Origin of the sequence: Acinetobacter haemolyticus CIP 64.3 = MTCC 9819, assembly GCF_000369065.1 — a bacterium.
Classification (GTDB): domain Bacteria; phylum Pseudomonadota; class Gammaproteobacteria; order Pseudomonadales; family Moraxellaceae; genus Acinetobacter; species Acinetobacter haemolyticus.
The window spans coordinates 402,268-416,712 of sequence record NZ_KB849800.1 but is presented as its reverse complement, the minus strand read 5'-3'; the positions used below and the strand labels follow the sequence as shown (position 1 = coordinate 416,712).

General features: G+C 39.7%; 10 protein-coding genes. 3 read left to right on the top strand and 7 right to left on the bottom strand.

The annotated features are described in order from the left end of the window. Window positions 1-234: 234 nt before the first annotated feature. From sohB to F927_RS04640, 5 genes are all read right to left on the bottom strand, one after another. Window positions 235-1,197, bottom strand: a complete 963-nt coding sequence (gene sohB, locus F927_RS04660; protein WP_004638388.1) for a protease SohB — start codon at window positions 1,195-1,197, stop codon at window positions 235-237. A gap of 269 nt (window positions 1,198-1,466) precedes the next feature. Next, the gene (gene pstB / locus F927_RS04655) at window positions 1,467-2,378 is read right to left on the bottom strand and encodes a phosphate ABC transporter ATP-binding protein PstB (RefSeq protein ID WP_017394722.1); all 912 of its coding nucleotides are present in this window, start codon (window positions 2,376-2,378) and stop codon (window positions 1,467-1,469) included. Between the two features lie 14 nt (window positions 2,379-2,392). Then, window positions 2,393-3,790: a phosphate ABC transporter permease PstA gene (gene pstA / locus F927_RS04650; RefSeq protein WP_004638386.1), complete on the bottom strand. Its 1,398-nt coding sequence runs from the start codon at window positions 3,788-3,790 to the stop codon at window positions 2,393-2,395. Further along, window positions 3,787-5,166 (bottom strand): phosphate ABC transporter permease subunit PstC, encoded by a 1,380-nt coding sequence (pstC, locus tag F927_RS04645; protein ID WP_005081899.1) that lies wholly within the window; start codon window positions 5,164-5,166, stop codon window positions 3,787-3,789. The genes pstA and pstC overlap by 4 nt, the downstream gene beginning before the upstream one ends. Before the next feature lie 98 nt (window positions 5,167-5,264). Next, on the bottom strand, window positions 5,265-6,296 hold the full coding sequence (locus F927_RS04640; protein ID WP_005081897.1) for a PstS family phosphate ABC transporter substrate-binding protein: 1,032 nt from the start codon (window positions 6,294-6,296) through the stop codon (window positions 5,265-5,267). 551 nt (window positions 6,297-6,847) lie between these two features. On the opposite strand from F927_RS04640, the gene F927_RS04635 reads away from it, so the two are divergent. After that, a complete protein-coding gene (locus tag F927_RS04635; protein WP_005081894.1) occupies window positions 6,848-7,900 on the top strand; it encodes an aromatic ring-hydroxylating oxygenase subunit alpha in 1,053 nt (350 codons plus the stop codon). Window positions 7,901-7,974: 74 nt separating this feature from the next. Here F927_RS04635 and F927_RS04630 read toward each other — a convergent pair whose 3' ends face one another. Further along, window positions 7,975-9,507 carry a pyridoxal phosphate-dependent decarboxylase family protein gene (locus F927_RS04630; RefSeq protein WP_005081893.1) on the bottom strand — a complete coding sequence of 511 codons (1,533 nt, stop codon included), beginning with the start codon at window positions 9,505-9,507 and terminating at the stop codon, window positions 7,975-7,977. Between the two features lie 3 nt (window positions 9,508-9,510). After that, window positions 9,511-10,881: a diaminobutyrate--2-oxoglutarate transaminase gene (locus F927_RS04625; protein WP_004638380.1), complete on the bottom strand. Its 1,371-nt coding sequence runs from the start codon at window positions 10,879-10,881 to the stop codon at window positions 9,511-9,513. Window positions 10,882-11,348: 467 nt separating this feature from the next. Between F927_RS04625 and F927_RS04620 the strand changes: the two genes are divergently transcribed. Both F927_RS04620 and F927_RS04615 read left to right on the top strand, forming a co-directional pair. Then, window positions 11,349-12,050 (top strand): SIMPL domain-containing protein, encoded by a 702-nt coding sequence (locus F927_RS04620; RefSeq protein WP_005081889.1) that lies wholly within the window; start codon window positions 11,349-11,351, stop codon window positions 12,048-12,050. Between the two features lie 165 nt (window positions 12,051-12,215). After that, entirely contained in the window at window positions 12,216-14,426 is a 2,211-nt protein-coding gene (locus tag F927_RS04615) for a TonB-dependent receptor family protein (RefSeq protein WP_005081887.1), read from the top strand. The last annotated feature ends 19 nt before the right edge of the window (window positions 14,427-14,445 follow it).

Sequence of the window (14,445 nt, the reverse complement as noted above, 5' to 3'; positions counted from 1 at the left end):
ACTGATCCATTATAATTTTTAAGACTTATCGATTAATGAATAATTAAGTTATTAATCTAGCAATTAAAGTATCAAATGATCACTATAAGAACAATCATCTCAAAGCAAGTTTTGTCGCTTTTATTTAGCTGACCATTTGTTAAAATCTTTAAAGTTTTATTTTTGAAAATAATTATATTTCTTTATAAAAAAACCAGCCTTATTTAAGACTGGTTTCCAATACAATCCATCCAATTAGAATTTCGGATCACGCATTTGTACCAAACTGCTATTTGCTTTAGCTAAACTATCGGCCAACTTGCCCATGACAGTTGGAATAAGATTTTCAGCCATTTGTGCTGCTTGTAATCCAAGCTTTTCACCAAACGTTGGACGCTTGCGCGTATTGATGACATAGACATCATGTTGCGACAACAAACCAAGTAAATATTCATCTGAGGTCTGAAGCTTATCCACTAAGTTTAACTGACGTGCATCTTCGCCATACCAATGCTCACCTGTTGCAACTTTTTCAACATCTAATTGAGGACGATATTTTTCGATGAAGTGTTTGAAGAGAACATGTGTCTGTTGTAATTCTTCTTCAAATTTAGCTTTGCCTTCAGGCGTATTTTCACCAAACATGGTGACTGTACGTTTATATTGACCAGCCGTGTATAGATCAAAATCTACATGATGTTGTTTGAGTAAGCGATTGAAATTAGGTACTTGTGCCACCACACCAATTGATCCAACGACTGCAAATGGCGCTGAAATAATTTCACTTGCGATACATGCCATCATGTAGCCACCGCTAGCAGCTACTTTATCCACACAAATCGTCACATGAAAGCCCGCATCACGTAAACGAACCAATTGTGCAGCAGCAAGACCATAACCGTGAACCATACCGCCAGGACTCTCTAAACGCACTACAACACGATCATGTCCTGCTTTTGCCGTCGCTAGAATCAGAGTAATTTCTTCACGAATCGTATCGACTGCGGAAGCCTGCATATCCCCTTTAAAATCTAAGACATATATTTTCTTATCATTCTTTTTACGTACTTTTGCTTCTTTTGCAAGTTGTTGAACAAGTTGCAATAATTCCAAACGAGAAGCTGTAGTCTGCGCAATCTTTTTTCTTTGTTCATTTACACGCGCGTTTAAATGGCTAATACGAATTTCAGCAGGAAATTTAGGTAAATGGAATAACATAAAATATGTGCTCTTTAGTTCGGCTTTATTGCACTAAGATGCGGTCTGTTCAATAAAAATTCAATAGCGAATTTGCAAAATAGATTCATTTTCATCTATATACACGCTGAATTCGGAGAAACTTTCTTCAAGTGTACTGACTAAAATTTCATATTGATCTACGACATCAACATGATTCTATCTCAACCAAAACAGGTTATATTTAAACAATAGAATCTCTGAATCAATAAAAAAGAGCCCGCAGGCTCTTTTATAAATACAGTTCGATATTAACCGAAACGCCCCGTAATATAGGCTTCTGTAAGTTGATGATCAGGCTGGGTAAACACTTTTTCAGTTGAGTTTACTTCGATCAAATCACCCAAGTGAAAATACGCTGTACGATCAGAAACACGTGCTGCTTGCTGCATCGAGTGAGTTACGATTGCAATGGTATATTGCTCAGAAAGTTCAGAAATTAACTCTTCAATCTTTGCAGTCGCAATTGGATCAAGTGCTGAACATGGTTCATCCATCAAAATGACTTCTGGGCTGACCGCAATCGTACGTGCAATACATAAACGCTGTTGTTGACCGCCAGATAAACCTGTACCAGGTTGATTCAAACGATCTTTAACCTCATCCCATAGACCCGCTTTACGTAAGCTATTTTCGACGATCTCTTCTAGATCATATTTATTACGAGCCAATCCATGTAATTTTGGACCATAAGCAACATTGTCAAAAATTGACTTTGGGAATGGGTTTGGTTTTTGGAATACCATACCCACTTGTGCACGCAATAATACAACATCTAAGTTTGGATCATAGATATCTTGGCTATCCAAAGTCACCTTGCCTGTGACACGACAAATGTCAATCGTGTCATTCATACGGTTCAAGGTACGAAGAAAGGTTGATTTACCACACCCTGATGGACCAATAAATGCAATGACTTCATTTTGGTAAATATCTAAATCGATGCCTTTAATCGCTTCAGTCTCACCATAGTACACATGCACATCTTGAGTACTGATCTTCACATCACCATGCGACGGATTTTTTGCTTTGGCAGAAGTTTCAAACTGTGCAACAAACGCTGTTTCCTGCTGAGCTGGTGTTTCCGACGATGTAAATTGAGTTTGCTGTGGATTCACTGATTTATCCTTTTCTAAGGAGTTCGTGGTATCAATAGTATTCATCATGTTATCTCCGATTACCAACGTACTTCAAATTTCTTACGTAACCAAATTGCAAGACTGTTTAAACCAATCATCAGGGCAAGCAGCACAATAATCGCCGCTGCGGTACGTCCTTCGAAGAAGTTACGTAGCTCATTGCCCTGCCATAAGAAAATTTGTACAGGTAATGCTGTAGATTGATCCAATGGCGAAGCTGGCACACTCGCAACGAAAGCACTCATACCAATTAACAAGAGTGGTGCTGTCTCACCTAGTGCCTGTGCAACACCAATAATTGCTCCCGTCAAAATACCTGGCAAAGCCAACGGTAAAACATGATGGAAAACGGTTTGAACTCTTGATGCGCCTAAACCTAGAGCAGCTTGACGAATCGAAGGAGGAACGGCTTTTAGTGATGCGCGTGTTGTAATAATCACTGTTGGAAGTGTCATTAAACTTAATACCAAACCACCCACTAATGGTGCTGAGATTGGTAAATGCATCCAGCCAATAAAGATTGCTGCACCTAATAAACCGAATACAATCGAAGGTACTGCTGCCAAGTTGTTGATGTTGACTTCAATAATATCAGTCATCACATTCTTTGGTGCAAACTCTTCTAAGTAAACCGCACTTGCAACACCAATTGGAATCGAAATCAAGATCACGATGAGCATCATAAACAACGAGCCCATGAATGCACCCGCTAAACCACTGGTTGCAGGAGAACTACGCGAATCAGGATTTACAAAAAAGTCAGTATTAAAAGTATTTTTGATCACGCCATCTGCTTTTAACTGATCAGCTAGCTGACGTAATTCAGGACTTAATTGTTGCTGTTCATCTGGGAGAGAGCGATCAATATTACCTGCCAACCAGACATCAATATTGGCATCTGCTAAGATCTTAATATCTTGAGTTTTACCAATCAATGATGGATTAGCAAATACCATATCACGTAATCGATAAGATTCTGAACTAGTATAAATCCCAATCAACTCATCACGCTGTGGCGCAACCGCAGGATCTTTTTTAACAATCGCATTCGTGATTAAAGCATCCCAGTCTGCCATTCCCATTTGCGTTTGCCACTCAACATATCTTTCTTGGAAACGAGCAGGTGTTTCCCCTGCTTGACGCTTTGGTGGCGCTCCCGCATCAATAATTGCAGGGTCAAAATATACAGGAATAGTGATTGTGTTTTGCCAGAATGCAGGTAGACCTTTCGATAAAATACTTACAAAGAGCAATGCAACAAATGCTAAACCAAGCATCACTGCTGAAAACCCTAAGAAACGAAATGTCTTTTCTTTACGATGACGTTTTGCAAGTGACTTTTGAATTCTTGCTCTACGCTCTGCACGTAATTCTTGCGCTGCTTGCGGATCAAATGCAGGACTCTGATCCACAGGAGATGTATTGGATGAAGTCATTCGTATTGCTCACGATATTTACGTACAATGTACAGTGCAATAATGTTGAGACCCAATGTAATTACAAATAAGGTCAAACCAAGTGCAAATGCCACAAGTGCTTGCGGGCTTGCAAAGTCAGAATCCCCGGTTAACTGCGTCACAATCGTCATCGTAACCGTAGCAACAGCTTCGAATGGATTCGCATGTAAAACTGGGCTATTACCTGCAGCTAACACCACGATCATGGTTTCACCAATCGCACGCGAAGCAGCCAGTAAGAATGCACCAACAATCCCTGGTAGCGCAGCGGGCATTACCACTCGACGAATCGTTTCTGATTTAGTCGCACCTAAGCCCAAAGAACCATCACGCAATGATCTCGGCACTTGTGTAATGATGTCATCCGATAAAGAAGACACAAATGGGATAATCATAATCCCCATAACAAAGCCAGCAGTCAGAGCACTCGTTGCATTGATGTTTAACCCAATCGCATCCCCAAACATTTTAAAGAATGGACCGATGATCATTAACGCAAATACACCATACACAATCGTTGGGATACCTGCCAAAACCTCAATCGTTGGTTTCGCCCATGCACGTAATCGCGGTGGAGCATATTCAGCCAAATAAATCGCAATCATTAATCCAACAGGCACCGCAACCAAAAGAGCGACCCCACTGACCATTAACGTGCCCCAAAGCAATGGGAGTAAACCGTAACTGCCAGTTGCCTCACCAACCTGACTGAATCCAGGCTGCCACACAGTACCAAAAAAGAAATCGAATGGACTAACAAAATTAAAGAAGCGTAAAGCTTCACTGAACATCGACAATACGATTCCAATCGTGGTTAAAATCGCCACACTGGAACATAAGATTAGACCGACATTAATCGCACGTTCAACTTGATTACGCGCTCGGTATTGTTGACTGATTGTTTTCTTTGCCCAAGCTAGACCCGCCAATGCAGCACTAATCACCACTGCAACTTTAGCAAAAGTACCAACACTCTGAAATTTAGCCAACTCTTTAGCTGCGGCAAGCTCATAAGCTGCAGCTTGATCAGTTACCCCAAAACCTGAAGCAATCGCTTGTACACGACTAAATAAAACTGAACGACTACTTTCATCTAGGTTCGCATTCACTGCGGCAGGAATATGATTAAATACAATTTGTTTTAATATAGTTGGTTCAACCATGTTCCAAATTAACAGAATTAAAAAGGCTGGAATACCACACCATAACGCAACCATAGCACCATAATAGCCCGGACGCGAATGCAATAAAGCCGAGTTATTCCCCTTACCTGCCAGATTACGACTTTTACGTAACCCAATTTGATATGCGATTGCCACTAGAGCCAACAACACACCGATAATTAGCAGATTCATGCGATCTCCACTGTTTTCTCGATTGTTTTCATCTGAAAAAACTTAGCCTGATAAAAAAGGCTGATGATATGAATATCACCAGCCCGATTTACTCGATATTATTTAAACACTTTACCTGCTTTAAAATCAGCAAGGATTTTTGCGCGCTCTGAATCAGATAGTGGGATTAAACCAGCACGCTCTAACTTAGAACCTTTACCTGAAGTTCTTTTATTCAAGAAGAACTCAACGTATTGCGGTAAACCTTTAATTGAGTTTAAGTGTTCGCCTTTTACATAGAAGTATAAAGGACGAGATACTGGGTATTTACCACTTAAAATCGTTGCTTCTGATGGCACAACATTGTTTACAGTTGCCACACGAAGCTTGTCACGGTTTTGATCATAGAAGCTCAAACCAAACACACCTACAGCACTTGGAGTTGTTCTTAAACGTGCAAGTGTTTCTGTATAGTCACCCGCAATTTCAATAACTCGACCACCTTGACGGAATGTCGTACATGCTTTCTTTTGAGCATCTTTATCTAAGTTTTTGATGTATTCATAAGCTTCACAGCCTGCATCTACCATTTTCTCTTGGAAAACTTCACGCGTACCGTGGTTTGAACCAGGAATAACTAAAGTAATTGGCTCATTTGGAAGTGATTTATCAATTTGGTTCCAATGTGTATATGGGTTTGGAACCATCTTACCATTTGATGGTAATTCAGCAGCAATCGCTGTAAATACATGGTAAGGTTTTAATTTATATGCTGCTTTATTAATGTTTGACGCGAAAACAATACCGTCATAACCAATTTTGATTTCTTGAATCTTATTTACACCTGCTTTTGCACATGTAGGTACTTCGCTACTACGCATTGGGCGTGAAGAGTTCGCGATATCAATCGTGTTATCACCTACACCTTGACAGAACTGTTTCAAACCACCTGAAGAACCACCAGAACCAACTACAGGTGTTTTAAATTGTGGGAAAGTGTTACCAAACTCTTCCGCTACAATACTTGCAAAAGGCAAGACAGTTGAAGAACCAGCAATTTGGATCGTATCACGAGCTGCGTTTGCAGTCGTTGCTACAGTTGCCCCAGTTACAGCTAATGCAATTGCGAGATTACGTGGATTTAAGCGCATATTGTTTTCTCTCATTTATACAATTTGATTTACAACTCTTTTAAATTCAAGTGTTGTACTTTGGTTAACTGCATTTTGATTAGATAATATGACAAATAAGTTACAACTTTGTGACGCTTTGATGATAATTGATGTATTGCATCAAATTTAATTAAATATTATTAAATATCAACAACTAAAAGAACTAAAAATATCCTTACAACCTAAACAGGTATCATTAAAATTGTAATATTTAATTCATTTAATGCAACTTATATTTAATTTTTTAGAACAAAATTATCTTTGATTGTAAAAAAGCTATGCTGAGTAAAATTTCAAGCATTTTGCCGATTCAATCATGTGACAGACTGATTAAACATCGACACCTTACCATAGCCCTTGCTCTTAAACTTAGACATCATAATAGCTTAGAGTGAACTATGATCATCCAAATGGATTCATCTAAATCTAAGTCGTGTTCTAAAAGTATCAACACATCATTCAGTTTATTGAAATTTATTCGAACAGTGTATTGATCTATATTCAATCTAAACGAATAGAACGAAGAGATCATGAATACTAAAGCCATCGCGACCTTCAATCCTGATTTACCCATTCACATGACATTTTCAGAGCATGATTGGCATTTACTTGCCCAACATTGGTATCCAATTGCTTTAGCACGTGAAATTAGCGAACAACCCACAGCCGCTACATTACTGGATATGCCATTGGTGATTTACAAAATGTCTGATCAGCTTATAGTTGCCAAAGATGCCTGTCCACACCGTGGTGTTCCCTTGAGTTTAGGCCGTAATGATGGTCTTGGTGTCGTCTGTCGCTATCACGGTTTACGTTTTGGTGAAAATGGAAAATGTAATCGGATTCCCGCCCACCCAGAACACAAAATATCTGAACGCTTTCATTTAAAGACATATGCTGCTATCGAGAAATATGGGTTGATCTGGTGCAATCTCACGGCAAATAAAGATGCGTTACCCACCATTCCACAAATGCCTTATTGGGATCATTCTGACTTTCAACAATTGGTGTGCCCCTCTGTAGAACTCAATTGTTTTGCAGGAAGACAGCTTGAAGGTTTTATTGATGTGGCTCATTTTGCTTGGGTACATCCTGATACTTTTGGAGACCCAGATAATGTTGAAGTACCAGATTACACGACGACAGAGACAACCTACGGTTTTGATGCCGATTATATCAGTAGTGTTGGTCGTTACCCGATTGGTATGGATCAGCGTGGACAAGAAGGCTTTCAGTGGTTAAGGCATTTTGAAATCAGCCTCCCCTTTACTGCAACACTGACGATCCACTTTCCGAATGATAGCAAGCAAGTGATTATGAATGCTGCTAGTCCTGTGTCTGCGCGTCAAACGCGTTTATTTGCACCGATCTGTCGTAACTATGATAAAGACTTACCTGTCGAAGAGGCTTATAAATTCAATTTAGAAATTTTTGAAGAAGATCGCCTCATTGTTGAAACACAAAAACCTGAATATCTACCACTAGACCTATCTATGGAAGCACATTTCCCAGCAGATCGTAGTTCTAGCATGTACCGTAAACTGCTCCGAAAAATGGGATTTAGTCCAATTTTTGCTGCCTGACTTTATTTTCGAACATTCATAAATAAAAACGAGGTCATTAAAGACCTCGTTTTTATTAGTAAACCAAACTGCAACTATACAATTGGTGGTACATAAGTACCTTCAACAATTGAGTCTTTGATTCGATCAGCTTCTGCAAGCACAAGTGCAAGCAAGTTCTGTACGTTTTCAAGCGTTGCAACAGGACTTAATGTAGTCATCTTCAAAGATTGAACATTACCCACTTTGGTCACACCAATATTCGCCTCACCACGTGCAAACAATTCATCTGCAACGTTTTGATTCAAGCTATCAACAGACTCAGCAGGATAACCTTCTGGCACGACACGGAACAGCACTGACGCAAACTGCGGTTCAACTAACAGCTCAAGACCATCTGTTGATTTGATATAGTCTGCAACTTCACGTGTTAATTTCACGCCGTGATCGATCATTGAACCATAAAGCTCTTCACCTAATGCTTCAACCGTCATCCACAATTTCAATGCATCAAAACGACGAGTCGTTTGTAAAGATTTAGACACAAGGTTAGGTACACCATGTTCTTCATCATAAGCAGAGTTTAAATACTCCGCTTCATAATGCATAAAGCGATAGTTTGCTTCGTCTTTCAACAGGAAAGCGCCACAGCTAATGCTTTGGAAATAGTGCTTATGGAAATCAAGCGTGATTGAGTCTGATAATTCAATTCCATCAAGCATTGCACGATGGTCATTTGAAAGAATCAGTGCACCACCCCAAGCAGCATCAATATGCATCCATGAACCAAATTTATTGGTAATTTCACGGATTTTCTTGAGTGGATCAATCGCACCAGCATCTGTTGTACCTGCTGTTGCAACTACACAAGCGACGATTTTGCCTTCTGATTGAAGATGTGCCATGGTTTTTTCTAGCGCATCAACATCCATCTGTGCATTTTCATTCACAGGAACAGTGACAACTGATTGGAAACCCATGCCCATCATTGCCATGTTCTTTTGCACAGAAAAATGTGCATTTTCAGAACAAATCACTTTGACGTTTTTCATCGCCTCGGCTGGGATACCATCACGCTGAACAGACCACGGTTTACCGTTTTCGTCTTTCCAGTTTTTCGAAATGCACCAGTCGCGCGCAAGCAATACACCCATCAAGTTAGACTGTGTTCCACCTGAAGTAAACACACCTGCTTGACCTGCACCATAACCCACTTTTTGGCGTAGCCAATCAATCAACTGAACTTCCATCAATGAACCTGCTGGGCTTTGGTCCCATGAGTCCATTGATTGGTTAGTCGCATTGATTAACACTTCCGCGATTTGGCTCATCACCATCGTTGGGCAATGCAAATGTGCCAGTGAATGCGGATGATGTACTTTTAAGCTTTTGTTGAGAAATAACTCAACCATACGCTGCAAAGACTGCTGTACGCCTAAACCTTCTTTCGATGGATTAAAAGATATTGCTGCACGCAAATCTTTAATGCTACCACCTGTATACATTTTATCGTTTTGCAACCATGCTGAAACGGCTTGTACCGCCTCGCCCATTGCTGACTGATAGTCAGCAATAGATTGAGCATCATTGCAGAGTAACGCTTTACGATGTTCTGCAAAATCAACCATGGTTTAGCCTCGTACTGCTTTGAGTGCTTCCGCAACTGCCTTTTTGAAACGTGCAATCACTTCAACACATTCATCTTGGTTGATAATCAACGGGCAAAGTAAACGAATAACTGTACCGTTGCGACCACCTTTTTCCAACAATAGCTTATTGTTGAAACATGCAGTTTGAATTGCCGCAGCTAATTGTGCATCAGCAGGAAGCGAACCCATATGGTCTGCTGGTTTACGCTCATCGACGATTTCAACACCGATCATTAGGCCACGACCACGCACATTACCAATACATGGGAATTCTTGTGCAAGTTTCTTAAACTCTGCTTGTAAGAAATCACCACGCTCTTGTGCATTTTGCGCAAGATTTTGCTCTTTAATGGTTTTCAAAACCATTAGGCCTGTGCCCATCGCCAATTGGTTACCACGGAAAGTACCCGTGTGACCTGCTGGCTGCCAAGCATCAAACTTACGCTTAATACCAAGCACAGCTAATGGAAGACCACCACCAACAGCTTTTGACATCACCACAACATCAGGCTCAATCCCAGCATGTTCAAAGGCAAACATTTTTCCTGAACGTGCGAAACCAGCTTGAACTTCGTCCAAAATTAAAACGATATTGTGCTTTTCAGTCACTTCACGAATTTTTTGTAGCCATTTCGCTGGCGCAGTTACCACACCACCCTCACCCTGAATTGCTTCTAGAATGACAGCAGCTGGCTTTGTTACACCGCTTTCAACATCTTCAATGAAGTTTTCAAAGAAATACGTTAATGCATCAACACCAGCCTCACCACCTAAACCAAGTGGGCAACGGTATTCATGCGGATATGGCATGAATTGAACACCAGGCATTAAACCATTCACAGCATTTTTAGCAGACAAATTACCTGTCATTGCTAATGAGCCGTGAGTCATACCATGATAACCGCCAGAGAAGCTGATCACTGAACTGCGACCAGTAAAAGTTTTTGCAAGTTTAATTGCTGCCTCAGTCGCATCTGCACCAGAAGGACCACAGAACTGTAGGCAATATTCTTCTTTACCACCCGGCAAGTGTGCCAAAAGTGCTTCTGTAAACGCATCTTTTAAAGGAGTCGTTAAGTCTAAAGTATGCAATGGCAAACCGCTTGCCAATGTATCTTGAATACTTTGAATCACCGCAGGATGATTATGACCTAAAGCCAATGTTCCTGCCCCAGCTAAACAATCAAGGTACTCTGTACCTTCAACATCAGTAACCCAGCAGCCTTGTGCTTTTGCAATTGCCAACGGTAGTTTACGAGGATAACTACGAACATTCGATTCCATTTGACTTTGGCGAGTCAAATAATATTCGTTGGTTGCATTAGCGGCAGGATTTACGGAAGTAACGCTCATATCGAATTACCATCTCTGATATGGGTAAAAGAAATAAGTCTGGTGACTTTTGGTCCTTTGACTCGGTGCTTGTTTGAATCTAGCGCAGACACAAAATTTTATATCTTTCAACTAGGAGCGAGATGATACCTAATTTTCAAAGAAAATAAACAATTTTATGTCTTAGATTCATCTAATATTATTGAAAAAAAAATTCTTTCAATTAAGTATGATGGATTATCATCATACTATGTGACAAGAGAAAGAAAGTAAGCTTTTTTTAATATGAAATTTATTTTTAGATAAATGGTCAAATTACACAAGATATACAACTGATTTTTAAATATTTTTTATTTTATTTCTCAGTTGCAAGATCACACTAAGTTATTACAAATCCACCACAAAATATGCTGATGTTACTCACGACTTCTTTTTAATATCAAAGTTGAAAAAATAAATCTTCAGTACCAAATTCTAAGGAATTTTTTATGCGCACTCTAGCTCTCTCAACCATGATACTTGGAGCAACATTGAGTCCTACACTTTTTGCCCATGAAACAGAAAAACTAAACTACAACATCGTTAACATTCAAGCAGATGCTTCGCGACAAGTTACAAATGATGAAATGCGCGCCGTGCTTTATATTGAAAAAAGCCACAAGCAGCCTGCTGAACTCTCTAATCAAATCAATCAATTGATGAATCAAGCACAAGCAATTGCTCGCAAATACACTCAAGTTAAAGTTGAAACTGGCGCTCAAAGTACCTACCCAATCTACGACAATGACAGTAGAAAATTGAAAGAATGGCGTGCTCGTGCTGAGATCCAACTGGAGAGCAAAGATTTTAAAGCAGCAAGCCAGCTCATTAGTGAGTTACAACAAAATTTCCAAACTCAATCCATTAACTTTACTGTTTCAGATGAACAGCGTAAAAAAGTTGAAAATGAGTTGATGATTGAAGCATCTAAAAATTTCCAACAACGAGCACAAGCCATTACTCAAGCATGGAACAAAGCTCAATATAATTTGGTCAGTTTAAACTTGAATACCAGCAACTATTTCCCTCAACCTGTGATGCGTGGTGGGATGGCTAAATTTGCGATGGCAGAAGCTGCCCCTGCTCAAGATATGGCAGCAGGTGAATCAAAAATTACGGTCAATGCGAATGGGAGTATTCAGTTTAAATAAGTATTGCTTCAGTCCAAAACCGCGCCAATGCGCGGTTTTTTCAGATAAACCATGTAAAAAACAATTAAGTTAGGATAAACGATAGTTATAATTGATAATAATTCTTATTTAAATTTTGCGAATCAACCAGTAAGATGCGAGAAATTTAAACCATTTTATCGTTTTATGAAATCTATATCCCACACAACAATCTTTAAGTTAAAATTTCAACCGAAGTTTCTAAGTTTTGCAATCACCTCGATATTGAGTGGAATTGCTCAAATCTCTTTTGCAAATGAAATATCATCTATTGAAACTCAACAGCTACCTACAATTACACTACAAGCTCAAGGTAATTGGCTAGAAAATGCCAATGCTGAAAAAGTACAACACCATGCTGGTGCACGTACAATTGTCGACCGAAACCGACTCGATGAAATCGCAACAACCTCTATTCGTGATGCTTTAAAACAAATTCCTGGCGTCCAAGTTCAAGACAGCAATGGTACTGGAGGAAGTGATGTTTCATTAAATATTGGTGTTCGTGGTTTAACCTCACGTCTATCACCTCGCTCAACTGTATTAATGGATGGTGTTCCACTTGCAGTCGCTCCTTACGGTCAACCACAATTATCTTTAGCCCCAGTATCAATGGGTAATATTGAATCTGTAGATGTGGTTCGTGGTGCAGGTTCTGTTCGTTTTGGGCCACAAAACGTGGGTGGAATCATAAACTTTACAACGCGCAGCATTCCACAAGAGTTTTCAGGCTCGATTGGCCTAACCACAGAGTTTGCAACAGGGACTGATCAACTTAAATACACACCTCACATATTTATTGGTGGTACTTTAGATAATGGCTTAGGCTTAGCCCTGCTCTATTCAGGTACAAAAGGTGACGGTTATCGAGAAGCCAATAATAAAATTGACATTGATGATGTTATGTTGAAAACAGCTTATCAATGGACTGACCAAGATCAAATTGCCATTAACTTACATCACTATGAAGGGCACGGAGAAATGCCTGAAGGGTTAAGTGCCGAAAAGTTTGTAGAAAATCCTTATCAATCTAATCAAAGTCGCAATTATTTCGCAGGTCGACGGTCAGATATTTCTGTGAAATATAGCCATAAAGATGAACTGAACAACTTTGAACTTTTGGGCTATTACGTTGATTCATTTCGTACTAGTGATTTAGAATCAATTGGCAATAAAGGCATAAGCACACTCAGCAGTTCACCGCGTGATTACAAATACTTTGGTATTGAGCCACGTTACTCACGTGCTTATCAATGGGCAAGTATGGATAACGAAGTGACCGTGGGTTATCGTTATTTGCAAGAAGAAAGCTCTGAATTTTCAGGACGAGCGCAATATGACACAGTTACAGGATCTCCTGGTAAATCTATCGCAAACACAACCAGTGAAGGCGGTACCAAAGCACATGCAATTTATATTGATAACCGCTTTGGTATCGGCAATTGGGTGATCACCCCAGGCATTCGATTTGAATCAATTGACACACATAATAACTTCACCGCATATAACAACGGCATACCAACCAACACAATCTATCCAAAAATCAAATCAGAAGAGTTTTTACCAAGTCTTTCAGTACTTTATAAAGCCAATGAAAACTGGAATATCTTTGCCAATGCCGGTATTTCATTTGGACCACAACAATACAATCAACTAGTCACGACGAAAACCGTTGATGGTAAAAATACAGCATTCTCGACACTTGATGGCTTACATCCAGAGAAGTCGAAAAACTATGAAATCGGCACCAAATATTTAGGTAATGGCTTAAGTGCTGAGCTCACCTTATTCTACTTGGACTTTGATAAAGAACTTTTCTTGGAACGTCCAGACAATATCGGTACAGGGATTTGGACAGATTTAGGCGCCACTAGTCATAAAGGGATAGAAACTGGGCTTAGTTATGATTTTGGTCAACTCGCAGATGCTTTAGAGGGGCTGAAAGTTTACGGAAACTATACCTTTACCAAAGCAACCTCAGAAGCAGGCAAGTTTGAAGGTAAAGATTTACCCTATTATTCACGACACTTAGGTAACCTCGGTTTAGCGTATCAAGTTGATCAGTGGTCAATTAATGCAGACATGTTCGCACAATCAAAACAACATGCTCCAGGTTCTGGTAATGTTTATCAAACACAAGAAACCGCAGATGGTCGTATTGGCGACATCCCAGGTTATTCAACATTTGCAGTAAGAGCAGGCTATGATTTTAGCCATCAGCTAAAAGGTTTAAAAGTTGCTGGAGGTGTGAAGAATGTATTCGATAAGCAATACTTTACTCGTTCATCTGATTCAACGGGTGGTAAATATGTTGGACAGCCGCGTACTTTCTTCTTGCAAACATCTTTTGACTTCTAAATAAGTACTTATATTAAGA